Here is a 25,287-nt window from a genome sequence, read left to right as displayed (position 1 = left end):
TATTAACTAAAGAAGATAAATTGCTAGAAAGCGGGGGAATTATATTGGCAGAATTACGCAGTAGTATGATTACACAAGGTGTCGACCGTGCGCCGCATCGAAGCTTGCTTCGTGCAGCCGGTGTGAAGGAAGAAGATTTCGGCAAACCATTTATTGCGGTTTGTAATTCTTATATTGATATTGTTCCTGGACATGTTCATTTACAGGAATTTGGAAAAATTGTAAAGGAAGCTATTCGTGAAGCAGGCGGTGTTCCTTTCGAATTTAATACAATCGGAGTGGACGACGGAATTGCGATGGGACATATCGGAATGCGTTATTCCCTTCCAAGCCGTGAAATCATTGCTGATTCAGTAGAAACAGTTGTTTCTGCTCACTGGTTCGATGGGATGGTCTGTATTCCAAACTGTGATAAGATCACACCAGGAATGATGATGGCAGCACTTCGTGTAAATATTCCAACAATCTTTGTCAGCGGCGGCCCAATGGCAGCTGGTACAGATTCAGCAGGAAATGCTCTTAACCTGAATTCTGTATTTGAAGGAGTAGGAGCCTACCAAGCAGGTAATATCGACGAAGCAAGATTAAAAGAAATTGAACAGGTAGCATGCCCGACATGCGGTTCTTGTTCAGGAATGTTCACAGCAAACTCTATGAACTGTTTAGCAGAAGGACTTGGACTAGCACTTCCAGGTAACGGTACCATCTTAGCTACAGCTCCTGAGCGTCGTGAATTTGTTAAAAAGTCAGCTACACAATTAATGGAGCTAATCAAAAAGGATATTAAACCTCGTGATATCGTAACATTAGAGGCAATTGATAATGCATTTGCATTAGACATGGCAATGGGCGGATCTACGAATACAGTTCTGCACACATTAGCATTAGCACAAGAAGCAGAGATTGAGTACTCATTAGAACGTATTAATGAAGTGGCTGCACGTGTACCGCATCTAGCAAAAATTGCACCTGCTTCAGACTATCATATTGAAGATGTGCATAAAGCTGGCGGAGTTAGTGCAATCATTAACGAAGTTCTTAAAAAGCCGGGAACCATTAACGGCGACTGCTTGACTGTATCTGGAAAAACTTTACGTGAAAATGTTGAGGGTGCAGAAATCTTAGATACGAATGTCATCCGTCCACTTGATAATCCTCATTCAGAACAAGGCGGTCTTGCTGTTTTATTCGGTAACCTTGCACCACAAGGTTCAATCGTTAAAGTCGGTGCGGTAGATCCATCTGTTGGCGGCTACCATAGAGGACCGGCTATCTGCTTTGATTCACAAGAGGAAGCACTATCTGGAATCATTACTGGTAAAGTACAAGAAGGCAACGTTGTTGTTATCCGCTATGAAGGTCCAAAAGGCGGTCCTGGTATGCCTGAAATGCTTGCTCCAACATCTCAAATCGTTGGACGCGGCCTTGGTGCAAAGGTTGGTTTAATTACTGACGGCCGTTTCTCAGGCGCATCTCGTGGAATTTCCATTGGACATATTTCTCCAGAAGCAGCAGAAGGCGGTCCAATTGCTTTTGTTGAAGACGGCGACATCATTGAACTTGATATGAATAACCGCAAGATTACGCTTGAGGTTTCTGATGAAGAAATGGAAAAACGCAAAGCCAACTGGAAAGGCTTTGAACCAAAAGTGAAAAAAGGATATTTAGCCCGCTATTCCAAGCTTGTAACAAACGCAAGCTCCGGCGGTGTCTTGAAAATCTAATCACAAAAAAAATGAAACCTTCGTTTTGGAGGTTTCATTTTTTTGATTTTGAATCTGCCTTTCTGCATTTTCTTGGACATGTATTGCAGTATATAGCCGGTCCTTCTAACCTATAGTTTAAACAACAGGTTGTTCTGATACGAATTTCAACCCCGTTTTGATCCTCATACTTTTTATTATCATAAAACTTTTTTAATGGATTTTCCCGACAGTCTCCAAAAAGACTCCCAGGTGCTTCATTGATTAGATAATGATAGTCTTCATTTGCTCTTTTCTCTATTTCTATATCATCTATTTTTGTAAACGCTGTTTCATAGAGCCAAAATAAATAAATAGAGATATTTTCCCAAAAAATTTGTTTAGACTGTTTTGTAACCTTTGATATTTGTGAAATCATTACATACATATGATTAGTGAAAACATCTTTGATTACTTCTTCCCTAAAACGTTCCCTTTCTGTACAAAAGGTTTCTACGCTCATTTGATGAAAATAAAATTGAGGTAACCAGATTTTATCTCCTTCTTGAGTTTGGAGACTTATATTTTGGAATGACATGTTTATTTTTTTATTCCATGCCGTCATTGCATATAACGAAATGACGGCTAAAATAGCATATCTTTTGACGAAAAGAGAGGCTGTTACCTTTACATCAGGGGACCCAATATAGGTGCCTGCCCATTCTAAATACTTTAACAATACATAATCATCAAATAACTCATGTAAGCGAATAGACTGGTCTGATGCATTCTTTTCCGTAGTTAAACGAAACTGGCTTAACTCTTCTATTTCAGCTCGATTAAGAAAATCAGGCATACACCATTCCATCCTTCTTCTTAATGCGTCGTCCTTTCCCAAAAGGAATACACAATGGGGTGCCGTAATGCGGATCTAGTATAACATCGCATTCTAACCCAAATACATTTCTCACCAATTTATCATTAATTACAAATTCAGGTTGTCCTTGTGCAAAAACCTTCTTGTCCTTGATTGCCACGATATTATGAGCATAGCGGCAAGCTAAATTTAAATCGTGTAAAACCATAACAATGGTTCTTTTTTCCTTTTCATTGAGCTCAAACAGAAGATCAAGTATGTCAATTTGATGTGTTAAATCCAAATAGGTTGTTGGTTCGTCGAGAAGAATAATATCCGTATCTTGAGCCAATGTCATCGCAATCCATGCTCGTTGACGTTGACCTCCTGATAGGGAATCAACAGCCCGATCCTTCAAATTTTCGATTCCTGTTGCAGCTAAAGCATTATTCACTTTCTCCTCATCTTCCTGGGTCCATTGCTTCAGCCATGTTTGATACGGATATCGGCCTTGCTTCACAAGCTGCAGAACAGTCAAACCTTCAGGTGCTTCAGAGGACTGAGGAAGTATCGCCATTTGTTTTGCAACATCCTTTGTTGACATTTTTGCAATGGCATTTCCATCTATTAAAACAGTCCCTGATTTTGGTTTTAACAGTCGGGCAATCGAACGAAGAAGTGTAGATTTCCCACAGCCATTTCCACCAATAAAAACAGTAATCTCCCCTTTTGGGATGGAAAGATTCATTTCTTCAATAATCATTGAATCACCATATGAAAGGGTGAGATCTTTCGTTTCAATTACCTGTTCCATAAGGATTCTCTCCTTTTACCATTTCTATTTATTTCCTATATAGATGCTTCCGCTTTTCTATGCATTCCGAGTTTTAAACAGTAAGTATATAAAATAAGGTGCTCCTATTGCTGATGTAAATACTCCTGCTGGGATTTCTAATGGAGAAAATAAAGTTCTCCCAATCAAGTCTGCCAGCATAACAAGAATTCCTCCAATGAGTGCTGAAACCGGTAATAATGCACCGAAAGAAGATCCCACAAGTCTTCTTGCCATATGCGGCGCCATTAAGCCTACGAATCCAATTCCCCCGGCAAAAGCAACAGAGCTTCCAATTAATGCCGTACTTATCACCATCAGAAAAAAACGCTGTCGTTGAACATGTCCCCCTACTCCGGTCGCTATCTCATCGCCAAGTTCCTGCACATTCATATTTCGTGCCATCATCAGTGAGACGGCAATTAGAATGACCGTGCATGGAACCAATAGACTAACCTGATTCCAATTGGACCCGTTAACGGTTCCAGTAATCCAAATATTTGCCTGACTTGCACGGTAAATTGGGCCTAAAATCATCATTAAGGTTGTAAGTGCCTGCATAAGTGCTGAGAGCCCAATCCCGATTAATATTAGACGAATAGGCGATACTCCATTTTTCCATGCTAAAAAATAAACAAGAAAGGCAATAACTCCAGCTCCTACAAAGGCCGCTAACGGCAGCCATTTAATACTTACGGTTAAAGCGTTATTTTTATCACTAAAAAAGGCTAAAAACCCAACAACAGCAACCGCGGCTCCCCCTGTAATTCCCAGCATGTCCGGAGATGCTAATGGATTTCTGACCATCCCTTGGAGAATTCCCCCAGCAACAGCCAAGGAAATTCCCACCATAAGAGCAATAATAATTCTTGGCAAACGAAAATTCGTAACAACGAGCTGCTCCATCTCCGTACCGCCGCCAAAGAAAACTTGTATGACGGAAAGAGGACTGATCTTCATATCACCTGTCCCTGTGCTGACAATAAAAATTATTGCAGCAGCTATAGCCATTATCACAAACACTTTTGCCGCCCTTTTATCTAAAAGAAAGGAGATTTTTCCTCTAAACCATCTGATACTCTTGTAAGGACTCATTTTGAATGAAACCCCCTTCTTGCAATATAGATAAAGAATGGCGTTCCAATAATAGCAGTCATTACACCAACAGGAACTTCTTCCGGCATAATCACATAACGAGCCAGAATATCTGCCATAAGTAAGAGCATGCCGCCAAGCAGAGCCGAGAATGGAATAATCCAGCGATGATCAATCCCTACGATGGCACGAGTCAAATGAGGCGTAACAATTCCAACGAACGCAATCGGTCCGGCAATGGCAACCGAACCGCCTGACAATAGAATGACCATCACAGCTGCGGCAATTTTTATTAAAAATGTATTAAGTCCTAATCCTTTCGCAACATCATCACCCATTGCCAAAATATTCAATTTCGAAGCAAGCAGAAGAGATCCAAGCCATCCAACCAATAAATACGGGAATAATGCCGTTAATATCTCTAGCTTCCTTCCCTGAACAGATCCTGCTAACCAAAACAAAACCTGCTCTAATGCTGCTTCATTTAAGACAAGAAACCCCTGTGTAAAGGAAGAAAACATCGCCGTCAATGCAGCTCCCGCCAATGTGAGCTTTAATGGCGTCAGACCCTCTCTGCCAATTGATCCGATTGAGTAAATTCCAACAACCGCTATCGTTGCCCCTAAAAACGCGGCCCATGCAAAGGCTTGCAAATTTCCGATTGAGAACAAAGTCACCCCAATCACAACAGCAAAACCAGCTCCAGAGTTTATCCCAAAAATTTCAGGCGAGGCAAGGGGATTTTTTGTTAGTGTTTGCAATAGTACCCCAGCGATAGCTAGACTGCCGCCCACCGCTGCAGCAATTAATGCTCTAGGTAATCGAACAGTTGTAATCACAAGATGTTCATTTGATCCGTTATTACTTTGAAAAGCATCCCACGCCATTTTCCAGGTTGTATCTGTATAGCCATATACAATACTGGCACACATGAGTAACAATAATAAAATAACCGCAATAATGAGACCTGCTGCCTTCTGTCCATTTGTCTTTAAAAGCATATCTATAAACCTTTCAAGTTTGATATATTAATTCGTAAATTTAGTCTATTTGAAAAACTATGATTCTGTCAATGACTTTGATAATCATTTTCAATTAGTCTTGTATATTTATTTTAGAAATATAGAAATAAAAAAATGGATGTACCTCAGATTTGAGAAACATCCATTTACGGTAATATGTATAAATTTTTAAACATAATAATCATCATTTGACAATTGCTTGGCAGGCAAGCCGGTGCCCGTTTTTAATGGAAAGATGTAATTTCTTTTCTTCAAGATTGTTAACTGGTTGAAGATACTGCTCCCCATTGATTACGCTCACCTTACATTTACCACAGGTTCCCTTTTTACAGCTATAATTCAAAGGCATATTTTGCTCAAGCGCTGCGTCTAAAAGAGATTGCCCTTTTATTACCTCCACTTTAAAGTTATACCCATTTTGACTAATATCCACCACTTTATTTGTTTCAGTCGCTATAGTTGTTGGATTGTTATCCCTTGGTTTTTCCATAATGACAGGAGAATTAACCAAAACAGTACTTTTCACACTGCCATATTTCAAGGAACCAATTGTAAGTTTTTTCATACTTTGTATCCCCTTTCAATTTTGAAAATTGTTGGGCAATTATTCTATTGACCAAATGCTAGTTTCCTTTGTATAATGATAATGAAAATTGTTCTCAATAAGCACGCTTCCTTCCCAATAAAAAAAGGAGATGATACTATGGTCTATCAAATTAATGGTTTAAAAGATATTCATAAATTATTAGTTAACGAACGGAAAATTGGCGGTGTCATTGAAGCGAAGACTCTTCGTCTCCGTACTGGTGAAGTATATAAGAATACCGTCATTACACATATTGATTTACTTGGTTCTTCTATCTATTCAATTGGTTTTGTCACAGAGGATTCCGAGAACATCATTGTCAATATTACTGAACTTGGCCTGCTCCAAGAACCAGAGTATAAAAGAATCTGTGAATTAAACAATCAAGCTTATAAATCAACGAAAACAAAAACCAAAATTAAATACTTAAAAAGATTATTAGATATTAACAAAGACAGCCTCAATAAAATTTTCTTAGAAGAGGCAAAAATGATTATTGAGGATATCGGTTTGACTGTTGCCAAAAAAGAACTAAATATCAGTCATATCTATCCCAAAAACAAGGTGTATTCGATTGCCTAATAGTAAAAATAAAGGGTTGTCCTATAAAGGATCAAGTATCACGGTATGTTGTGATGCAGGATGCTTTATGGGACATCCCTTTTGTTTTTAGCTGGAAATCATTCTGAGAAATCCTCTAAAGTACAAATCGCACTTGGCCGCTTAATTCGCGGAACAATGGTTTCGTATACCCTGAAATAATAATTCATATTATCCTGGTCTAAAAATACCGTATCAAAATCACTTGCTACTGCCAAATCAACATTTTGTTTTCCTGCGTCAAGTACAACTCCTGTACCACTCTTTATCATTGGAGATTGGAACACCCCTGCCGGCATTAATTCACGGATATGTTCAATCTCTAGTACATGCGTTCCTTGATGTACGCGGTGGACGAGTGCATACAGTTCAGGAGACAGCACGAGGGCATACGGACCAGTATGGCCCATTCTCAGCAGTTTATTTCTTGCTTCCACAACATCACTAAAGGCATTGCCTGATTCCATCCAATCGCTGCGAATATGAGATAACTTCCCTTTTACATTCATAATTCCTTGGATATCAAATTCCTTTGACCCATTAAAAATCAGGTCATCCTCTAATAATGCGCATTGCTGTGCCGCATTGGCTGCTGCTGAAAAATCAATTGGGCTGCCAAGCGTTTTTGCCTGCTGAATATCCCGCCAATATAAGATAAAATCCTTATATAATAAAGGGACTGTAAGAGTAACCCTCCTTGAAGGTACCGAAAGACCTAAGTCCTCACCGTGAAAACTAAGCGATCCCCGTTCAGGTGTTTCATAAATATCATTTGTTACGGATTGAACACCCTCCCCTAGAGGTCCATAAATATCAATCACTTTTCTTCCGACTAACTGCTTTCTTACACTTTCAAATACGGTTTGATCAAGATCCTGCCATTCCTCTCTTGTTAAAGAGGACTCCGAAAATTGAATCGATTTATCCATATAAAATCACTTCTCCTATTTCCCATTTATCCTATTGCTATTGCTGTTTTAAACTGCCTACCGTTAATTTTTTCTTATAGCTTTGTTTTACTGGAGCTGCCGCATGTACATGCTCATGTGAATGTTCATTTGAATACGCCTCAATTTTTACGTTTGAGCCATTCTCCTTCTTTTCATCGGTTGGAATGGATGTTTTAAATTCGGCACTAACCTGAAATTCTTGATTCAGCTTATCCATAATGACTTTCATTTGTTGATAATCCTCATAGGTAAAGTCTCTTAATGCTTGAATTTTCTCTTCATATTCCGTTCCTTTAAATTGAAAAAGAAATAAATCTAAATGCTCTAAAAAATTATGTAAGCCGAATTTTTCAATGCTGATATCCTGTAAGAGATGAACAAGCTCAAGCTGATTCCCGGAAAGAGCAGTGCCATCTTGAACCTTTGGCATTAGAATATCTAAACGGTCCGAACGATGTTCTTCCTCTTCATAAATGTGATGCCAAAAGAGACGTTCATGGTCATCTTTTGCATTTTCAATGATTGGTGTAAGAATCTCCATGAAGTCTACTAAAGCATTTTTAGTTCGATTAAAAATGGAATCCATATCCGTAAAGGTTGTTTCCACACATTCCCCTCCCTTTTAGCTATTTATTGTTCCATTTATACCCACTTTTTGAGGGAATTAAACCTATTACACTATATAGAAAATCTAAATAAATTTTGTTTGTAATCTATTATTCAATGATTTTGATAATCATTTTCAATTAAGTGTTGACATCCAACTTTTTTGCTTTTACAATATTCATATAATTCAAATTGAAAATGATTATCATTAGCAATCACAGGAGGAACAGAAAATGAAGTCAATCCGCACTATTCTATCTTTTCTTTCAATCATGTTGATCTTCATCCTAGCTGCCTGCGGCGGTAACGAGGAGAAAAACAGTGCTGAAAAGAAAGAAGAAAGCCCAAAAACAGAAGACACCAGCTATACAGTAGAACATGCAATGGGCTCAACAACCATTGAAAAAACACCTGAAAAAGTTGTTATTTTAACAAATGAAGGTACTGAGGCCCTGCTTGAACTAGGTGTAACACCTGTTGGTGCTGTTCAATCATGGACAGGCGATCCTTGGTATAAACATATTGCAGATGATATGAAGGATGTTGAAGTCGTTGGATTAGAAAGCGAAGTCAATGTAGAGGCAATTGCTGCTCTTCAGCCTGACTTAATTATTGGAAATAAAATGCGCCAAGAAGCGATTTACGAGCAGTTAAGCGCCATTGCCCCAACCGTTTTTGCTGAGGACTTACGAGGAAATTGGAAATTAAACTTTGAACTTTATGCTAAAGCCCTTAATAAAGAAGACAAAGGAAAAGAAGTTATTGACGCTTATGAAGCCCGTATTGCCGACTTAAAAGAAAAACTGGGTGACAAATTGAATCAGAAGGTATCCATGGTCCGCTTTATGGCTGGAGATGTACGTATTTATCAAAAGGACTCGTTCTCAGGTGTCATTCTAGAACAACTTGGATTTGCAAGACCTGATAGCCAAAATGTCGATGAGTTTGCCATTAAAGGAGCTACAAAAGAACAAATGCCGCTAATGGATGGCGATATCCTCTTCTACTTTACGTATGAAACTGGGGACAACGCAGCTTCTAATCTTGAAAAAGAATGGCTGAATGATCCGTTATTTAAAAACCTAGAAGTGGCTAAAAAAGGTGAAGTTCACAAAGTGGACGATGTCATTTGGAATACTGCCGGCGGTGTAAAAGCTGCAAACTTAATGTTAGATGATATCGAAAATACTTTTCTAAAATAATAAATAATTTTTAACTACTGTTTATCCCCCCCTTTTTTAAGAGACTGCCATGTCAGGTAACATGCATTAGTTACCTATGACTTGGCAGTCTCTATTATTTTGTATTTTAAATGAAGAATTCAGCTCAACCTTGTTTACTTTACGATTGTTCTCCTATTTCTCACAAATGATCTCCTGCCATTACTTATCCTTATATTTAAAAAAATGGTCTAAAGTGTCCTAACAATAGAAATAATTGAGATTGAATGAATGTTAATATGTCAATCTGCATTTTTCTATTAATTACTTTCACAGGAGATGATGAACCTTGAAAAAAAACGCAGCCCGAATTATAACCATCATCGCTGCCTTACTTTCATTGCTTTGGCTTTTTGGATTCGCTTGGTCCATAGAGGACTTCTATAATGGAAAGGCTGAAATCATAGAAAAGGAGCCGACCGAGAATGAAAATAAAAATGAAATCCAAACCGCTGCTAAAGACCTGACAGTCGTTGCACTTGGTGATTCCCTTACGAGAGGAACTGGCGATGATTCAGGTATGGGTTACGTTGGCTTAGTCACCGGGGAACTGAGAGAGAGATTAAATCCAGGGGATATTCAAGTGTATAACCTAGGAATCAACGGTCAAACTTCGCAAGAGCTCCTGCAGCAGCTAGGTCAGCAGAATATTGGCCGTCAGATTGAAGAAGCGGATGTCATCCTGATGACCATTGGCGGAAATGACCTTTTTCAGCAGGGAGAAACTTTGTTTGATTTAAATTTGGATAAAATTCAGGTGCTGCGGCAGACCTTTCTAGCCAACCTAGAGCAAATTTTCACAACCATCCGTAAGCATAACTCACAAGCAACCATCTTTATTCTCGGACTTTATAATCCATTTATTGATTTGGATGACAGCAACGTTACCAATACAGTTGTTAGAGGCTGGAATCATGCGACAGAATTAACCGCCGGACAATTTGAAAAAATCGTCTTTGTTCCAACCTTTGACTTGTTCCAGCTATCTGTTAATGAGTATTTATATTCAGATAGATTTCATCCAAACCATGCCGGCTATCAGTTAATTTCCGAAAGATTAGCCCCCCTCATTAACTGGGAAAAGGAGATTCACCCTAATGACTGACGTAACATTAGCAGTGAAAAACCTGCGAAAAACCATTGGACGAAAAGAAATTATTAAAGGATTAAACTTTGAGCTGCATCAAGGAGAGGTGTTTGGCTTTCTAGGACCAAACGGGGCAGGAAAAACAACCACTATCCGTATGCTAACCGGTCTCATCAAGCCAACCACAGGATCCATTTCCATCTGCGGCTTTGATGTACGAAAGGATTTTACAAAGGCTATGCAGTATTTAGGCTGTATTGTTGAGAATCCAGAGCTATATCCCTACTTATCCGGCTGGGATAATCTGCTCCACTTTGCACGAATGCTCCCTTCCGTTTCTGAAGAACAAATCGAAGAAACCATTAGATTTGTCGGCCTGGATGCTCGGATTCATGATAAAGTAAAAACCTATTCTCTTGGCATGCGGCAAAGGCTTGGAATTGCTCAAGCTCTATTAAACAAGCCAAAGGTGCTTATTTTGGATGAACCAACAAATGGGCTTGACCCTGCCGGAATTCGTGAAATGCGGCAGTTTATACGCAATTTAGCTGAGAATGAAGGATTGAGTGTACTAGTTTCCAGTCATCTGTTAAGTGAAATCCAGCTTCTATGTGACCGAGTCGCCATTATGAAAAAAGGGGAAATCATCCAAATCGATTCGGTTGACAATCTGCTGACAAAACAAGAAAAGCTCGCTTGGAGGGTCCTGCCTCTAGAGCAGGGAAAGGAAGTGCTAGAACGTTTTACAGATGTAGAGGTAGAAGAGGATTATATCATCACTCCCCTTGTTGATCTGAAAGCCGGTGAATGGAGCAAAGTATTAATTGAAGAAGGGGTCTCTATTTTAGAAATGAATCGTAAAATTCCTGTCTTAGAGGATTTATTTTTACAGCTGACAGGCGGTGAATCCGTTGGTTAAGTTAGTACATAATGAAATGATGAAGATTATGGCCCGGAAACGGTTGATTGTTATCGCTTTGATTACGGCCGTCTTGGTTGGGTTATTTACATATGCTCAATATAAGGAAACGATGGAGCGGCAGGAAAAGCTCGGGACCGACTGGAGAGCACAGGTCCAGGCGCAAATTGTTGATATATCCAACCGTCTAAGTTCAAGCCGGATGTCCGAGGATCTCCGCGAGCGCCTTCAAATCACGTTGAAACAATCTCAATACTATCTTGACCATGATATTAATCCGACTGAGCCCGGCGCGCCATCATTTGTGAGAATGTTCATTGAAAACTCAGGACCGATGTTTATTCCCTTGCTTGTGATGGTAATTGCCAGTGATCTCGTTTCCTCCGAGCATACATTGGGTTCCATTAAACTGCTGCTGACAAGGCCGGTCAAACGATGGAGAATTCTATTGAGTAAATATGTAGCGTTGATTCTGTCTATCTCTATCATTATCGCGATTGTTGGTTTGCTTGCCTACCTTCTTTCAGGGATTGTATTTGGTTATCGCGGGTTGAATGCTCCTGTCATTACCGGCTTTACCGCTCAAGGCGGGAATTTAGATACGTCTGAGGTACGGCTTGTCAGTCAATGGCGGTTTTTATTCATGGACTTTGGACTGGTCTGGTTTGTCGCTGTCGTCGTCGGGACGCTTTCCTTTATGCTGTCCGTACTGATTCGCAGTACGGCTGCGGGGATGGGGATTATGCTTGCCGCTCTCATTTCCGGCTCCATCTTAAGCAATATGGTTTCATCATGGGAGTTTGCTAAGTATCTATTTATGGTGAATTTAAATCTAACCGGCTACTTAAGCGGCGCTGCTCCGCCAATTGAAGGAATGACCCTTCTATTCTCTATTACGCTATTATCGTTATGGTGGCTCGCCTCCCTCTTTGTATCATTCGTTGTCTTTACAAGACAAGACGTTTACTAAGTTGGTGCCTGACACTCGAAAAAGACATTTGGTTGATGTTTGTCTTTTTCGGATGTCAGGCACCTTTAAGTTTGGAAAAAGAATGGGCATTTACTTCATTTTATGATAATCTTTCAGCATGGACTTTTTTCAAGCAGCATACTATTGTTAATGGAGATTGTCTCAAACATATGTATACATGTCTGGTTTTTACCGGTCCTTAAGCAATTTTTGGACAAAGTAGATTGTACATAAAGTGATATTTAGTTGGAGGTTGAAAATGGAAAGCTGGATTACAAGTTTTATGGAGCAGTACGGATATATCGGCGTGTTTCTTATGATTGCTTTAGAAAACGTCTTCCCCCCTATCCCATCGGAAATTATTCTCCCATTTGGCGGTTTTATGACCACTTATACAAGCATGACGGTTCCAGGTGTAATTATTGCGTCAACGGCAGGTTCGGTTGTCGGAGCTGTCATTTTGTATGGGATTGGCCTTTTACTTGATGTGGAAAGACTTGAGAAGATCATTGACCGCTGGGGCCATATTTTACGGGTGACGAAGGAAGATATTCACAAGGCTGATGCATGGTTTGATCGATACGGGATTTGGACCGTATTATTCTGCCGGATGGTCCCATTAATTCGCAGTTTGATTTCCATCCCTGCTGGTATGTCTAATATGAAGTTTGTCTTATTCCTTATTTTCACCTTTATCGGAACATTAATTTGGAATATCATACTTGTTTCTGTTGGTGCTGCATTAGGTGATAATTGGCATGCCATCACGAACTTTATGGATGTCTATTCGAATATTGCCTATGCTATTATCGCTGTCGGTATTGTAGTATTTGTATTCTTCTTTTTCCGAAATAAAAGGAAGAAAGCTTAATAAAAAGGAGTTTGTAACACCATGGATTTTATAGAAATAATTAAAGCAATTATTCTCGGCATGGTAGAAGGGTTAACAGAGTTTGCGCCTGTTTCCTCTACCGGTCATATGATTATCGTGGATGATATGTGGCTGAAATCTGAAGAATTTCTAACAAAATATGTAGCCAACACATTTAAAGTCGTTATCCAGCTAGGCTCCATCCTGGCTTCTGTCATTGTCTTTAGAGAACGTTTCATTGATTTACTTGGGTTAAACCGCATTTTTAATAAAAACAAGGTCGTAAGTGTAAATAACGGCGGGCATTTGAACCTGCTTCATGTCATTGTTGGTTTAATTCCAGCTGGTATTCTAGGAGTCTTGTTTGAAGATTACATTGATGAGCATTTATTTTCCATTGAAACGGTCGCCATCGGCTTGATTCTTGGTGCGTTTCTTATGATTGCAGCCGATAAGTTCGGCGGGAAACGTCCAACTGTCAATTCCCTTGATGAAATTACGTATAAGCACGCCTTAATTATCGGTCTTGTTCAATGTTTTTCTCTCTGGCCGGGGTTTTCACGGTCAGGCGCCACGATTTCGGGCGGTGTATTGTTTGGACTAAATCACCGGACTGCCGCTGACTTTACCTTTATCATGGCGGTTCCGATTATGGCCGGAGCAAGCTTCATTTCGCTTTTGAAAAACTGGCAGTACTTCACTATCGATGCCTTACCATTCTTTATCGCTGGTTTTATCAGCGCATTTATCTTTGCTCTTATCTCCATCCGCTTCTTCTTGAAGCTGATTAATAAGGTCAAGCTTGTACCTTTTGCGATTTACCGCATTATTGTAGCGGTGATTATTATCTTGTTATATTTCTAAAAAATAAAAGGGACTCCTTCAATCGCAGGAGTCCCTTTCGTTTTGACAGATATGCATTTTTCGATGGATTTAGTGCAATCAAGCCTTCGTTTGGTGCCATTCCCTATTTAGCTTATGATAAAATACGCTTTTGACCTTCTAAGGCACGAATTGGCGCCACATTTTGTGTAAATTCAAGCGTACCCATATATTTTCCCTCTTCATCACGAACAGCAAAGTAACGAATGTAAACAAATTTATCTTTAAATGGAATCCAGAAATCCTCAGCATCCTTTTTACCAGATTTGAAGTCTCGCAGCAGCTCTTCTACTACATGAACACTTTGCGGCGGATGACAGTTTTGAACTGTACGTCCAATAACCGCCTTCGTTCTTGCAAAGATTCTTTCTTTTCCGTGAGAGAAATAACGAACCACATCATTTTCATCAATGAATGTTAAATCAACCGGCAGATGGTTCAGCAATGTCTCAAGCTGTTTCAGCGATACAATTCCCGTTTCAAAGCGGATAAATCCATCCGTGTTTACCTCGACTTCTGCCTCTTCTTTTGTTTCTTCAACAGCAAGAGGATGGCGTTCAGGTTTCCATACCCCGGCAGGAGCGGTTAAACAAAAGCCAATTTCATCACTTTCTTCTGCAATTTTTACCCACTCATCCTCTGTTAATGTCTGAAGGGCCATTGGGAAAAGAATATTTTCTTCTTTAAAGATCATTTCAGAAACTTCTTTAATTACATGCTTAAGCATACCGATTATTTCTACTTTATTTCCGTAATACTCCATTAAAAATACCTTCGTCTGTTTAATCGCAAGACGAATCGCATCATCTACACCCCACATGACCTTTGTCGGACCATCAATTCCATACTTTTCAAGGTAAGGGAACAACAGATTTTCTTTTCGGGAATAGTGTTTATCTACATCCAAAAGCAAGTTCAAATCTTCAATTAGCTTAAAACGATTTTCATCAGAGTCATCCTTTTCAAAACGATCCATATGAAGCTGCAGCTTGAAGTTAACAAGCATATCAATCTCTTTATTTTCTAATTTCCATGTATGAACAGGGTGACCTGGCTGATCCTCAGGCTTGTCGGAACGATGAATTTCTTCAATAGAACCTTTGAAAATGGCTGTATGAACAGAGCAAAGGCGCTGTACTTCCTCAACCGGAATCCCTTCCTCCACCATCAAGTCATGCTCCATTTGGGAAATTTCCGCAACGGTTACGTCCCCAACAGCTTCTTCAAACCTTGCTTTTACTTCTTCCACACTTTTTCCGGCATGTAACTCTTTAATAATTTCTTTCAGCATGGCTTGGCGTTCACTTTTATTTTCAAATACTTCACGATTATTGATTAGTTCGCTCATGATTCCATCCTCCTGGGAATGTATTGTTCGTATTTTTTCGTATCTATTATAATTAGGCGAGAGGACTCCCATCCTCAAGGAATGTGCGAGGCGTAGCCCAATGAGTAGTATTCATTGCTTAACGGTATATCCGTGTTTTTCAAATGTCTTTACAATGTCAGACAGCTCAATTCCCTTCATTCGGGCTCCTTTTGCTATCGTCATGACTCGGCCTGCTGTTTGCAGCATCCCTGGTTTCGTGATCTGATCAAAGCCAAGTTCCTTCATAACTTCCATCACAAATGCATCTTCTGTACAGATTTCATACACTGTTTTTTGAAAATCAATTATTTTTTCCATATTCACTCACCTCTTTAGTGAGATTAATCTTTTATCCTCTAGTCTTTTATTTAGTAGGGATGAGAACTATTCTCATACTCAAAGTATACTATTTATAAAAAAAAGCACCGTGATGAATATCACGTTTACCGTTGGAAAGTTTCTCAATTGTTAACAAAGTATGGACAGCAGTAATAGAAAGGAAGAGCTTGCATATATATGTAGGGATAGGCACTATTGTTCCAATAGCACAGCTTAATCATCTTGTATTTGAAGGGGTAGATTGAAAATGAAATTGAAAAAATCCATACCTATAATCGGACTTGCCATAACAATTATCCTACTAATCTACTTAGAATCTCCCTATTCCCTCATAAATAAAGAGCATGTCCGAGTCTCCAGTATTCCGAATGAAGTGTTATTGGCCGAGGCTGAGAGCGCAGCAGAAGATGGAAATGATCTGAGTGAACCTGTTGTTTCAAATGATGAAGAAGCTGGCTCGCAAGAAAGTGAAGAAGTTGAAGCGCAGGACTTTACGTTGGAAATGATGTTAGAGGAAAAATCCAAGGTTGATGGTTATATTGTAGAAACGTACCGGGAATATGAAATCTATAAGAATGAGAATGGTGAATTAATTAAAAAGGTCCCTACTTCAAACTTTGATTATATTCGCTATTATAATAAATAGAAAAAAGCAGTGTCTAGAACAGGAGACACTGTTTTTCTTCTATGAAAATGAATGATTATGGCTGTTGTTGGTATAAGAGCGCTTGGGAAATACCGACAAAGTATTCAGACTCTCGTATGATATGGTCTAGCACTGCTTTTGCCGTTTGATTCGCACTCACGGCCTTGCTCTTGGTTTTAATTTGCTGGCATAGGTTGATAAATTGTAAGCTTTGCTGCAAGCTAAAGGAAACTAGCTGCATGACTTGCTGCTGCAGCGCTTGGGAGAGTTGATAGCCTGAACGGGCAACCGTTTCAATAAACCGAACCACCTTTTTATGTGTTTCACTAAGGGCAGCTTCCCATTCTTCTAATGCCTCTACATATTCTTCTTCAAGATTTGGTACTAGCGCCCTTATGACTAATGTATGTTCCTCTTCCTGATGCTTCCAAAACTCCGCTTCATCTAATATGCGCAAAGGCATTTGCGGCCCATAATAGAATTGCAAAGACCATCCCCCCTTGTACATGTTCATTACAGTACAGTATATGGGAGAATGGTTTGGATATGCCTTAAGCCTCCTCCAGCGGTGCTAAATCGAATTCTTTAAAGCCAAACTTATCCTCACCATAAACAATTTTTTTATTGAAAAAGTAATGCTCATGTCCTTTATCAATGATAAAGTGCAAACCATCAACGGTCTCTTCTATATCGTTTGGCAGAATTTCATCTTCTACTGTTAATTTCAATTTCATATAACAGCTATGACGCATCTGAAGACGGACATAGGCTTTTCCAAACTCTTCTAGTCTATTTTGAATTTCTGTTTTTGCTTCCTCACTTACGATAAACATGAATTCATCCCCATTCGTTTTAGTTTTAGAGTCCATTGCAATCATTATTATGAGTACTATTATACCACCAGGGGCATATAGCTGTCCCTAAAAAGAATCTGAAGTTATTTAAAAATAGCGATTCTTCCCTTCAAACATATTATATGTAAGCTTGATTATGTTATGATGTTAAATGACGTCGAAGGTTCAATTGATATGTTAAACAAACGTTTGTTTAATAGATATGTTTGCTTTTCCCTGCATTCTTAAGTTAGATTACATACATCATCATTTGCTTTCGGTTTTACTATGTTTTGGAGGAGTTTTTCATGGAAAAAAGGACGGAAAAATGGTCATCGAAGCTGGGATTTATTTTATCTTCAGCAGGTGCTGCCATTGGATTAGGGGCCATTTGGAAATTTCCCTATGTCACCGGGATGAGCGGCGGCGGGGCATTTTTTCTTATCTTTGTTATTTTTACTTTATTAATTGGACTGCCCATGCTTATCTCAGAATTTATCATTGGCCGCGGCTCCGGCAAGGAAGCTATCAGCGCCTATAAAACATTAGCTCCTAACAGTTTATGGGTGAATCTTGGCCGTCTTGGTGTAGTAGGCTGTTTTCTTCTCCTCTCCTTTTATTGCGTTGTTGGAGGCTGGGTATTCGTCTATAGCTTATTATCCATCTTCGGAAGAGTGATTCAAGAGGGTGCTAACTATCCTGAATTATTTGGCATGGTCACCTCTAGCCCAATGATTACGATAGCTGGACTAGCTATCTTCTTACTTGTTAACATTGTCGTGATTGCTCTTGGTGTTCAAAATGGAATTGAAAAGGCAAATAAATATATGATGCCGCTGCTTTTTATCTTTTTTATTATTCTAGTGATTCGCTCATTGACTTTAGACGGTGCAATGGAAGGCGTACGTTTTTTCCTTAAGCCCGACTTTTCAGCCATCACAAGCGAATCGGTTCTATATGCTCTTGGTCAGTCCTTTTTTGCCTTAGCAGTGGGATTCTCCTGTATGGTCACGTACAGTTCTTATTTAGATAAGGATGTCAGCATTCCTGCATCAGCCAATTCGGTTGTGTTCATGAATATATTTGTTTCCCTGCTTGCTGGGCTCGCTATCTTCCCTGTTGTCTTTTCCTTTGGTCTTGAGCCGACAGAAGGACCAGGACTGCTATTTATCGTACTGCCGACTGTTTTTGGACAACTGCCGTTTGGAGAATTGTTTTTAAGCTTATTTTTAATTCTATTTCTATTTGCCACACTCACATCATCCTTTAGTCTTTTAGAGATTATTGTGGCTGCCTTTACAGCCAACGGAAAACATTCGCGAAAAAGGGTCTCCTGGATTTCAGGGCTAGTTGTATTTTTTGCCGGCATTCCCGCAGCCTTATCATCCAGCCTCTTGGCAGACTTGAAATGGTTTGACCGGACTGTATTTGATCTGACAGACTATTTAGTCAGCAATATTATGCTCCCTCTTGGAAATCTATTGATTGCATTCTTTATTATTTATAAAATGAATCAATCTCTCGTTAGACAGGAGTTTTTCCAAGCTAATACATTATCGCAGTCTTACTTTCACACATGGAAGCTCTTAATGCGATGGGTTGTCCCCATAATCATTATTCTAGTGTTTCTAAGCACAACAGGCGTTATCGGCTAGATTGGTGTCAGACACCATAAAAAGACAGATGTTTGGCATTTGTCTTTTTTTGGTACCTGACACTCTTTCCTTTCAAACTTAATCAATATTTTATCATTAAATATTCAAAAGGTACCTAAAACAGAATATACACTTGCTATAAACACGTGATATAATGTGAGCAAATACACAAACTATAGAATGGCAGGAGAAGAAAGATGAGTACATGTAAAGTCTGCAATAAAGAACTAAAGGATACTGATTGGATAAAACTGGACTATAGAAACAGATTAACACATTGTACATGTGATAATTTACGCTCGGATTTGAAGGATTTAGATACATTCAAGAACTTAAAGAATAAATACTCCCTTCAATTGAAAGCAGCGAAATAACGATTAGAAACAATAAGAAAAACTTCAATAAATATTGAAACGTTTAAAAATAAATATATGTTAGAATGTGAATAAATACACAAAGATTAAAAGGAGATAGTTATTATGATAATTTGCAAAGTATGCAACAAAGAACTTAAAGACAGCGAATGGATCAAAATTGATTATAAGCATCGATTGACTCACTGCACATGTGACAGCTCACGCTCTGATTTAAAAGACCTTGATACTTACAAAAACATTAAAAACAAATACAAATCTTATATCCTAGTGGCAAATTGATGCTTTTATTAACACGCAGCGAAAACCCTTACAAACCATGGTGTCAGGCACCTTAAAAAGACATTTACCGTGCATTTGTCCATTTAAGGTACCTGACGCTTATATTATAAGGTAAACGTAAGTGAATCTATGGAGGTTTATACATGGCATCAATTACTAAAAACTTTACATTAACCGGAATTGAAGGACTTGTTGTTGATATTAAGACAGATGTACTTCCAGGGCTCCCTTCCGTATCCATCGTTGGTCTTGGTATAATGGCTATAAAAGAAACCAAAGAACGCTTAGAAGCAGCAATTACTCATTCAAACCTTATCTTCCCCCAGCAGAAAATCGTCTTCAATCTAGCTCCATCTATTATGAAAAAAAACAGGCACTCACTTCAATCTAGCGATGGCTGTTGGACTTCTTCTTCATAGGTAATTACTATATTGTTATCGTTACGTATACTAGACCAAATTCGAATCAGTAAGTATTCGTAAAATAGGTATTATACGAATAGCTATATAACTAAATAGCCGTTACTCCTCCCCTTTAATAAATTAACAACAAAGGCAAATTAGAATTTATGGCTATTTGTGATGTGTACTAGAAGGTACGCTTATTTTTTTATAATTCGGGCTTACACTATATCAACTCTAGAGCAAAAAATAGTCCCTCACATAACATAGGGACTCTAAAAGAAACTGAAATAAATTACTTTAGTATATTATTGTAAAATTCCAGCCACTGCTCGGCATTACTTTTTGTAATAATATCTACTCCACTATCTATATTCTGTTTTATCCTCTCGCCTCTTAGCACTTTATCTGCTGTTTCAGCACTTAGATACCCCCCTATCATATGGGTTTTGCGATACTGAAATGGAGAGTTTTCCTTCCTTAATATTTTCAAGCATTTCCGTGATACCATTGGTTCCGGTCATAGGTAATTCAAGACCATGCTCGTAAATGCTATCTAATGCTGGAAGAGCCAGATAATCCGTTGTCGTGATAACTCCTTTAGGATTAGGATTGTTCCTTAACGATATCCTCCATTACAATAGCGCGTCTATCTGAAACATTTAATGTTATGGAAACGCGTATCAAATAATATAATTACTAGAACGAAAAGAAATAAGATAGTTTACATACAATTCAGAAAAAATATTGACAGATAATTCTTACTTTGTTAAAGTAAAATCCACAAGTGAAAGATTATTTAAAAGATTATTTTTTTGTACCAAATGGGACGTTTTATGTCCTATAGGGACGTTTTTCATCCCTTTATTTTTTGCACTACAGGTAGTCATTATAGAGTCATTTATAATTTAAGGAGGAATTTTGATGACAGAAAACGTGTTAACCTTATCAACTTATAAGTATTATGCAAACGGAGAGTGGAAAGAAAGTGAATCGGGGCAAACGATTGACATAGTATCACCTTACCTTGATGAAGTAATTGGAAAGGTTCAAGCTATTACGAAAAAAGAAGTAGATGAAGCTATTCGTTTTGCTCATGAGGCACAAAAGGAATGGGCAGAAACTTCTCTGCAGCAACGTGCAGCGTATTTATATAAATGGGCAGACGAATTGGTTAACATGCAGGAAGAAATCGCCGAAATCATTATGAAAGAAGTAGGAAAAGGTCGTAAAGATGCACAAAAAGAAGTGGTACGTACTGCCGATTTTATTCGTTACACGATTGAAGAAGCGTTACATATGCACGGTGAAAGCATGAGAGGTGATAGCTTTCCAGGTGGAGCGGCATCAAAAGTGGCGATCACTCAACGTGTCCCATTAGGCGTCGTATTAGCAGTTGCACCGTTTAACTATCCAGTCAACTTGGCTGCTGCAAAAGTAGCTCCAGCACTAATGGCAGGAAATGCTGTTATCTTTAAACCAGCAACGCAAGGCTCGATTAGCGGAGTAAAGATGATTGAGGCCCTTGATAAAGCTGGATTGCCTAAAGGTCTAGTCAACTTGGTAACAGGCCGCGGTGCTGTGATTGGTGATTATCTAGTAGAGCATGAAGGCATTAACATGATTTCGTTTACGGGCGGTACAAATACAGGGGTCCATTTAGCCGAAAAAGCCAAAATGATTCCACTGGTTCTTGAGCTTGGCGGTAAAGATCCTGGTATTGTATGCGAGGATGCAGATTTACATGAGGCTGCATTACAAATTATCAGCGGTGCGTTCTCATACTCTGGCCAACGTTGTACAGCGATTAAACGTGTATTAGTGCATGAAAATGTAGCGGATGAGCTTGTTACACTGCTGAAAGCAGAAGTAGAGAAATTATCCGTTGGTTCTCCGGAACAAGAAAGTACCATCGTTCCATTAATTGATAATGACTCAGCCAGCTTTGTACAAGGATTAATTTACGATGCCATTCAAAAAGGAGCAACGGTTGTGACCGGTAATAAACGTGAGCAAAACTTAATTTATCCAACCCTTCTTGATCATGTGACAGGAAATATGCATGTTGCGTGGAAAGAGCCATTTGGACCTGTCCTGCCAATTATTCGTGTAAAATCAGACGAAGAAGCCATTCATATCGCAAACAAATCAGAGTTTGGCTTACAAGCAAGTGTCTTTACAAAAGATATCAACCGTGCGTTTGCGATTGCTAATAAAATTGACACAGGTTCTGTGCAAATTAACGGGCGTACAGAGCGTGGCCCAGACCATTTCCCATTTATCGGTGTGAAGGGATCCGGTATGGGGGTACAAGGCATTCGTAAGAGCCTTGAATCGATGACTCGTGAAAAGGTACTAGTATTAAACCTTGCTGATTAACAAGAAGTCTTTCTATATAGGAGAGATGAGCAGAATTAGAAATACAAAAATTGTTGGTACCATTGGTCCAGCTAGGTAGGATGCTTTCTTATCATTCATCACACAACTATTGCCTATTTCTATAAATAGGAACATGAAACCTCGTTATTAAAAACGATTATTGTTTTTCAATTTTACTAAAAGTTTTACTTAATATTTTCACCTAAAAGGCAACAGTTTGTTTAATAAAACATAAAAAAGACCATCCCGATTAGATTCACATGGAGTTGGAATGGTCTTTTGATAACAATTTCATTTGGCTATGTTTAGATAATTATTAATTTAACATCGTTTTCTACTTAGAGTTCCCACGAATTTCAAGCCAAGTCGATATACTGAAAGTTTTCGGTATTTATCTGCCAGCAAACTGTTCCAGCAGAAAATCAACGACCGTTTCACCCATTCATTCAGTATATGCCTTTACTGTACTTAACGAGGGGTAGACATATCTTGAAACACTAATGTCATTTACACCAACGATACTCACTTTGTCAGGAACTATTATATTTGCAGCATGAAGAGCTCGCAAAGCACCGATAGCCATTGAGTCACCTCGAACAAAAACGCAGTCAGAAGATCTTCTTTATGTTCTTCTAATGCCTTTTGCATTAATTGACTCCCGCTATCAACTGAGAATTTTCCAACGTGTACATACTTTTCATTATAAAATCCTTTTCGGAAAAAATCATTCAAAACTAATTCTCCTTGGATCATCCATTTCAGATGCAGCGCTTTAGAGGCTAGTAGTCGAAAATTAGCTCCCCCTTTTGGATGCAGTTATGGATAAGGTGAATGAGATACTAAATGGAAAAACAATACAATGTATAAGGTAAGATTACCGGAGGTTATAAAATGCGCAAAACAAAAATTGTCTGTACAATCGGACCTGCTAGTGAAAGTGTAGAAATGCTGACGCAGTTAATGGAGGCTGGTATGAATGTCGCTCGATTAAATTTTTCGCACGGTAATTATACAGAGCATGGAGAGCGAATCCAAAATATTCGCGAAGCGGCCCAGATAACAGGAAAGAATATTGCGATTCTGTTGGATACAAAGGGTCCTGAAATACGAACACACAATATGGTGAATGAATCAATTGAATTGATAGCCGGAAGCTCTAGTATCGTTTCAATGCAGGAAGTGGAAGGAACCTCTGAAATGTTCTCTGTTACATATGAGGGGTTAATTGACGATATTGAAGTGGGCTCCAAAATTCTTTTAGATGATGGATTAATCGGTCTGGAAGTAGAAAAAATCGATAAATCTAACAATCATATTCATGTAAAAGTACTAAACAGCGGAACGTTAAAAAACAAAAAAGGTGTAAATGTGCCTGGCGTGTCTGTTAAATTACCTGGTATTACCGAAAAGGATACAAATGATATCCTCTTTGGAATCGAGCAAAGTGTAGACTTTATCGCAGCCTCCTTTGTTCGAAGAGCCTCTGATGTGTTAGAAATTAGAAAGTTGCTTGAAGAAAATCATGCAACCTATATTCAAATTATTCCTAAGATTGAAAACCAAGAGGGTGTAGATAATATTGATGAAATTCTTGAGGTTTCTGACGGACTAATGGTTGCCCGCGGCGATCTTGGTGTCGAGATTCCAGCAGAGGAAGTCCCGTTGGTTCAGAAAAACTTAATCAAAAAATGCAATGCATTAGGAAAACCGGTGATTACGGCAACACAGATGCTTGATTCCATGCAGCGGAACCCGCGTCCTACCCGTGCAGAAGCAAGTGACGTGGCAAATGCTATTTTTGATGGTACAGATGCCATCATGCTTTCAGGTGAGACAGCTGCAGGTTGCTATCCGGTTGAGGCAGTCCAAACCATGCATAATATCGCTTCACGTGCAGAGTCAGTATTAGATCATAAAAAGCTATTATCCAAGCATAGTAAGGATAGTGAAAATACGATTACTGATGCGATTGGCCAATCTGTGGCACATACTTCTTTAAATTTAGATGCAAATGCTATTATCACCCCGACTGATAGCGGTTATACTGCACGTATGATTGCGAAATATCGTCCAAAAGCACCGATTGCTGCTGTAACAGCAAATGATTATGTGTTAAGGCGACTAGCGTTAGTATGGGGAGTTTATCCGCAAATGGGAAAAGTAATTCATTCAACAGATGCAATGCTTGAAGATGCAGTCGATGTAAGTTTAAATAGCGGATTTGTTTCTCATGGCGATTTGGTTGTTATCACAGCGGGTGTTCCTGTCGGCGAAGCGGGCACGACAAATTTAATGAAGATTCATATAGTTGGTGATGTTTTAGCGAAAGGTCAAGGGATTGGACGTAAGTCTGCATATGGGAAAGCGGTGATTGCAAAGAGTGCAAAAGAAGCCTTGGTAAAAGTACAAGACGGGTCGATACTTGTAATGAAAGGAACGGATAAGACGATGGTTCCAGCCATTGAAAAATGTGCCGCTCTTATTACAGAGATAGGTGGGCTTACCAGCCATGCTGCGGTTGTTGGCTTGAACTTGGGTATTCCTGTCCTTGTTGGTGTCGAAGGCGTTGTTGATTTATTAAAAGATAATCAGGATATAACTGTAGATGCGCAAAGAGGTGTCATTTATAATGGACATGCCTCTGTTCTATGATAAAAAGTACGTAGACTGTTAAAGATTACTTATTAAGTAAGCGATAAAGCAATCGAGGGAAGATAGCTTTATCGTTTTTCTTTTTTAAATGAACAGAAAGCTCAGATATACGGAAAGCGTATGAGGAAAAAAATTGATATTCACTGATTAAAAATCCAAAGTTCAAATGAGATAAATTA

The 25,287-nt window shown here is 38.9% G+C and carries 27 protein-coding genes; 14 read left to right on the top strand and 13 right to left on the bottom strand.

The genetic code is table 11. The features are described 5' to 3' along the window. The first annotated feature begins 41 nt into the window (after nucleotides 1-41). On the top strand, nucleotides 42-1,724 hold the full coding sequence (gene ilvD, locus F4V44_RS21555; RefSeq protein ID WP_396897511.1) for a dihydroxy-acid dehydratase: 1,683 nt from the start codon (nucleotides 42-44) through the stop codon (nucleotides 1,722-1,724). A 34-nt stretch (nucleotides 1,725-1,758) separates the two neighbouring features. Here ilvD and F4V44_RS21550 read toward each other — a convergent pair whose 3' ends face one another. From F4V44_RS21550 to F4V44_RS21530, 5 genes are all read right to left on the bottom strand, one after another. Then, nucleotides 1,759-2,538, bottom strand: a complete 780-nt coding sequence (locus tag F4V44_RS21550) for an IucA/IucC family C-terminal-domain containing protein (RefSeq protein WP_191090800.1) — start codon at nucleotides 2,536-2,538, stop codon at nucleotides 1,759-1,761. Then, nucleotides 2,531-3,352, bottom strand: coding sequence for an ABC transporter ATP-binding protein (locus F4V44_RS21545; RefSeq protein ID WP_150442067.1), 822 nt, complete (start codon nucleotides 3,350-3,352; stop codon nucleotides 2,531-2,533). Before F4V44_RS21545 ends, F4V44_RS21550 begins: the two co-directional genes overlap by 8 nt. Nucleotides 3,353-3,409: 57 nt before the next feature. Further along, the gene (locus F4V44_RS21540) at nucleotides 3,410-4,465 is read right to left on the bottom strand and encodes a FecCD family ABC transporter permease (protein ID WP_150442066.1); all 1,056 of its coding nucleotides are present in this window, start codon (nucleotides 4,463-4,465) and stop codon (nucleotides 3,410-3,412) included. Then, entirely contained in the window at nucleotides 4,462-5,466 is a 1,005-nt protein-coding gene (locus F4V44_RS21535) for a FecCD family ABC transporter permease (protein WP_150442065.1), read from the bottom strand. The genes F4V44_RS21540 and F4V44_RS21535 overlap by 4 nt, the downstream gene beginning before the upstream one ends. A gap of 205 nt (nucleotides 5,467-5,671) precedes the next feature. Then, nucleotides 5,672-6,052, bottom strand: a complete 381-nt coding sequence (locus F4V44_RS21530) for a 2Fe-2S iron-sulfur cluster-binding protein (protein ID WP_150442064.1) — start codon at nucleotides 6,050-6,052, stop codon at nucleotides 5,672-5,674. Nucleotides 6,053-6,190: 138 nt separating this feature from the next. Between F4V44_RS21530 and F4V44_RS21525 the strand changes: the two genes are divergently transcribed. Beyond that, nucleotides 6,191-6,655, top strand: coding sequence for a hypothetical protein (locus F4V44_RS21525; RefSeq protein ID WP_150442063.1), 465 nt, complete (start codon nucleotides 6,191-6,193; stop codon nucleotides 6,653-6,655). A 98-nt stretch (nucleotides 6,656-6,753) separates the two neighbouring features. Here the strand turns inward: F4V44_RS21525 and F4V44_RS21520 are convergent, their stop codons facing one another. Then, the gene (locus tag F4V44_RS21520; protein ID WP_150442062.1) at nucleotides 6,754-7,602 is read right to left on the bottom strand and encodes a family 1 encapsulin nanocompartment shell protein; all 849 of its coding nucleotides are present in this window, start codon (nucleotides 7,600-7,602) and stop codon (nucleotides 6,754-6,756) included. 37 nt (nucleotides 7,603-7,639) lie between these two features. After that, nucleotides 7,640-8,230, bottom strand: a complete 591-nt coding sequence (locus tag F4V44_RS21515) for an IMEF encapsulin system ferritin-like cargo protein (protein ID WP_223881999.1) — start codon at nucleotides 8,228-8,230, stop codon at nucleotides 7,640-7,642. A 232-nt stretch (nucleotides 8,231-8,462) separates the two neighbouring features. On the opposite strand from F4V44_RS21515, the gene F4V44_RS21510 reads away from it, so the two are divergent. From F4V44_RS21510 to F4V44_RS21485, 6 genes are all read left to right on the top strand, one after another. Next, nucleotides 8,463-9,431: an ABC transporter substrate-binding protein gene (locus F4V44_RS21510; protein ID WP_150442061.1), complete on the top strand. Its 969-nt coding sequence runs from the start codon at nucleotides 8,463-8,465 to the stop codon at nucleotides 9,429-9,431. Between the two features lie 307 nt (nucleotides 9,432-9,738). Continuing rightward, entirely contained in the window at nucleotides 9,739-10,554 is an 816-nt protein-coding gene (locus F4V44_RS21505) for a GDSL-type esterase/lipase family protein (protein ID WP_150442060.1), read from the top strand. Next, nucleotides 10,547-11,455 (top strand): ABC transporter ATP-binding protein, encoded by a 909-nt coding sequence (locus tag F4V44_RS21500; protein WP_150442059.1) that lies wholly within the window; start codon nucleotides 10,547-10,549, stop codon nucleotides 11,453-11,455. Before F4V44_RS21505 ends, F4V44_RS21500 begins: the two co-directional genes overlap by 8 nt. Further along, the gene (locus F4V44_RS21495) at nucleotides 11,448-12,425 is read left to right on the top strand and encodes an ABC transporter permease subunit (protein WP_150442058.1); all 978 of its coding nucleotides are present in this window, start codon (nucleotides 11,448-11,450) and stop codon (nucleotides 12,423-12,425) included. The genes F4V44_RS21500 and F4V44_RS21495 overlap by 8 nt, the downstream gene beginning before the upstream one ends. Before the next feature lie 259 nt (nucleotides 12,426-12,684). Beyond that, entirely contained in the window at nucleotides 12,685-13,296 is a 612-nt protein-coding gene (locus tag F4V44_RS21490; RefSeq protein ID WP_150442057.1) for a DedA family protein, read from the top strand. Nucleotides 13,297-13,317: 21 nt separating this feature from the next. Then, nucleotides 13,318-14,160, top strand: coding sequence for an undecaprenyl-diphosphate phosphatase (locus tag F4V44_RS21485; protein WP_150442056.1), 843 nt, complete (start codon nucleotides 13,318-13,320; stop codon nucleotides 14,158-14,160). 112 nt (nucleotides 14,161-14,272) lie between these two features. On the opposite strand, the gene F4V44_RS21480 is transcribed toward F4V44_RS21485, so the two are convergent. Together F4V44_RS21480 and F4V44_RS21475 are read right to left on the bottom strand one after the other, a co-directional pair. Beyond that, a complete protein-coding gene (locus tag F4V44_RS21480; protein WP_150442055.1) occupies nucleotides 14,273-15,526 on the bottom strand; it encodes a DUF438 domain-containing protein in 1,254 nt (417 codons plus the stop codon). Between the two features lie 111 nt (nucleotides 15,527-15,637). After that, entirely contained in the window at nucleotides 15,638-15,865 is a 228-nt protein-coding gene (locus F4V44_RS21475) for a DUF1858 domain-containing protein (RefSeq protein ID WP_150442054.1), read from the bottom strand. Between the two features lie 268 nt (nucleotides 15,866-16,133). Here F4V44_RS21475 and F4V44_RS21470 point away from each other — a divergent pair, with 268 nt between their 5' ends. Then, the gene (locus tag F4V44_RS21470) at nucleotides 16,134-16,532 is read left to right on the top strand and encodes a hypothetical protein (protein ID WP_150442053.1); all 399 of its coding nucleotides are present in this window, start codon (nucleotides 16,134-16,136) and stop codon (nucleotides 16,530-16,532) included. Between the two features lie 55 nt (nucleotides 16,533-16,587). Here F4V44_RS21470 and F4V44_RS21465 read toward each other — a convergent pair whose 3' ends face one another. Beyond that, complete coding sequence (locus F4V44_RS21465; protein WP_150442052.1) at nucleotides 16,588-17,019, bottom strand: DUF2935 domain-containing protein; 432 nt, start codon at nucleotides 17,017-17,019, stop codon at nucleotides 16,588-16,590. Nucleotides 17,020-17,083: 64 nt separating this feature from the next. After that, on the bottom strand, nucleotides 17,084-17,365 hold the full coding sequence (locus F4V44_RS21460; protein ID WP_150442051.1) for an iron-sulfur cluster biosynthesis: 282 nt from the start codon (nucleotides 17,363-17,365) through the stop codon (nucleotides 17,084-17,086). Between the two features lie 308 nt (nucleotides 17,366-17,673). On the opposite strand from F4V44_RS21460, the gene F4V44_RS21455 reads away from it, so the two are divergent. From F4V44_RS21455 to F4V44_RS21445, 4 genes are all read left to right on the top strand, one after another. Further along, on the top strand, nucleotides 17,674-19,020 hold the full coding sequence (locus tag F4V44_RS21455) for a sodium-dependent transporter (RefSeq protein WP_150442050.1): 1,347 nt from the start codon (nucleotides 17,674-17,676) through the stop codon (nucleotides 19,018-19,020). Nucleotides 19,021-19,217: 197 nt separating this feature from the next. Further along, entirely contained in the window at nucleotides 19,218-19,394 is a 177-nt protein-coding gene (locus tag F4V44_RS27575; protein ID WP_191090799.1) for a hypothetical protein, read from the top strand. Nucleotides 19,395-19,819: 425 nt separating this feature from the next. Further along, complete coding sequence (locus F4V44_RS21450; RefSeq protein ID WP_223881998.1) at nucleotides 19,820-20,095, top strand: magnesium chelatase domain-containing protein; 276 nt, start codon at nucleotides 19,820-19,822, stop codon at nucleotides 20,093-20,095. A gap of 918 nt (nucleotides 20,096-21,013) precedes the next feature. Next, nucleotides 21,014-22,456 (top strand): NADP-dependent glyceraldehyde-3-phosphate dehydrogenase, encoded by a 1,443-nt coding sequence (locus tag F4V44_RS21445; protein WP_150442125.1) that lies wholly within the window; start codon nucleotides 21,014-21,016, stop codon nucleotides 22,454-22,456. 442 nt (nucleotides 22,457-22,898) lie between these two features. On the opposite strand, the gene F4V44_RS28450 is transcribed toward F4V44_RS21445, so the two are convergent. Then, nucleotides 22,899-23,039, bottom strand: coding sequence for a substrate-binding domain-containing protein (locus F4V44_RS28450; protein WP_150442049.1), 141 nt, complete (start codon nucleotides 23,037-23,039; stop codon nucleotides 22,899-22,901). After that, nucleotides 22,997-23,188, bottom strand: coding sequence for a hypothetical protein (locus F4V44_RS27570; protein WP_191090804.1), 192 nt, complete (start codon nucleotides 23,186-23,188; stop codon nucleotides 22,997-22,999). Before F4V44_RS27570 ends, F4V44_RS28450 begins: the two co-directional genes overlap by 43 nt. A gap of 159 nt (nucleotides 23,189-23,347) precedes the next feature. On the opposite strand from F4V44_RS27570, the gene pyk reads away from it, so the two are divergent. Next, entirely contained in the window at nucleotides 23,348-25,108 is a 1,761-nt protein-coding gene (gene pyk, locus F4V44_RS21435) for a pyruvate kinase (RefSeq protein WP_150442048.1), read from the top strand. Nucleotides 25,109-25,287 lie beyond the last annotated feature (179 nt).

This window comes from Niallia endozanthoxylica, assembly GCF_008710145.1.
In the GTDB taxonomy this organism is placed as follows: Bacteria; Bacillota; Bacilli; order Bacillales; family Cytobacillaceae; genus Bacillus_BD; species Bacillus_BD endozanthoxylica.
The sequence above is the reverse complement of the archived record's forward strand: the minus strand, read 5'-3'. Positions and strand labels throughout refer to the sequence as shown.

Bases quoted from the DNA above. Each gene is read 5' to 3' on its own strand.
- F4V44_RS21550 (WP_191090800.1), bottom strand. From the start codon at position 2,538: ATGCCTGATTTTCTTAATCGAGCTGAAATAGAAGAGTTAAGCCAGTTT.
- F4V44_RS21545 (WP_150442067.1), bottom strand. From the start codon at position 3,352: ATGGAACAGGTAATTGAAACGAAAGATCTCACCCTTTCATATGGTGAT.
- F4V44_RS21540 (WP_150442066.1), bottom strand. From the start codon at position 4,465: ATGAGTCCTTACAAGAGTATCAGATGGTTTAGAGGAAAAATCTCCTTT.
- F4V44_RS21535 (WP_150442065.1), bottom strand. From the start codon at position 5,466: ATGCTTTTAAAGACAAATGGACAGAAGGCAGCAGGTCTCATTATTGCG.
- F4V44_RS21530 (WP_150442064.1), bottom strand. From the start codon at position 6,052: ATGAAAAAACTTACAATTGGTTCCTTGAAATATGGCAGTGTGAAAAGT.
- F4V44_RS21525 (WP_150442063.1), top strand. From the start codon at position 6,191: ATGGTCTATCAAATTAATGGTTTAAAAGATATTCATAAATTATTAGTT.
- F4V44_RS21520 (WP_150442062.1), bottom strand. From the start codon at position 7,602: ATGGATAAATCGATTCAATTTTCGGAGTCCTCTTTAACAAGAGAGGAA.
- F4V44_RS21510 (WP_150442061.1), top strand. From the start codon at position 8,463: ATGAAGTCAATCCGCACTATTCTATCTTTTCTTTCAATCATGTTGATC.
- F4V44_RS21500 (WP_150442059.1), top strand. From the start codon at position 10,547: ATGACTGACGTAACATTAGCAGTGAAAAACCTGCGAAAAACCATTGGA.
- F4V44_RS21490 (WP_150442057.1), top strand. From the start codon at position 12,685: ATGGAAAGCTGGATTACAAGTTTTATGGAGCAGTACGGATATATCGGC.
- F4V44_RS21485 (WP_150442056.1), top strand. From the start codon at position 13,318: ATGGATTTTATAGAAATAATTAAAGCAATTATTCTCGGCATGGTAGAA.
- F4V44_RS21480 (WP_150442055.1), bottom strand. From the start codon at position 15,526: ATGAGCGAACTAATCAATAATCGTGAAGTATTTGAAAATAAAAGTGAA.
- F4V44_RS21475 (WP_150442054.1), bottom strand. From the start codon at position 15,865: ATGGAAAAAATAATTGATTTTCAAAAAACAGTGTATGAAATCTGTACA.
- F4V44_RS21470 (WP_150442053.1), top strand. From the start codon at position 16,134: ATGAAATTGAAAAAATCCATACCTATAATCGGACTTGCCATAACAATT.
- F4V44_RS21460 (WP_150442051.1), bottom strand. From the start codon at position 17,365: ATGTTTATCGTAAGTGAGGAAGCAAAAACAGAAATTCAAAATAGACTA.
- F4V44_RS21455 (WP_150442050.1), top strand. From the start codon at position 17,674: ATGGAAAAAAGGACGGAAAAATGGTCATCGAAGCTGGGATTTATTTTA.
- F4V44_RS27575 (WP_191090799.1), top strand. From the start codon at position 19,218: ATGAGTACATGTAAAGTCTGCAATAAAGAACTAAAGGATACTGATTGG.
- F4V44_RS21450 (WP_223881998.1), top strand. From the start codon at position 19,820: ATGGCATCAATTACTAAAAACTTTACATTAACCGGAATTGAAGGACTT.
- F4V44_RS28450 (WP_150442049.1), bottom strand. From the start codon at position 23,039: ATGGCTATCGGTGCTTTGCGAGCTCTTCATGCTGCAAATATAATAGTT.
- pyk (WP_150442048.1), top strand. From the start codon at position 23,348: ATGCGCAAAACAAAAATTGTCTGTACAATCGGACCTGCTAGTGAAAGT.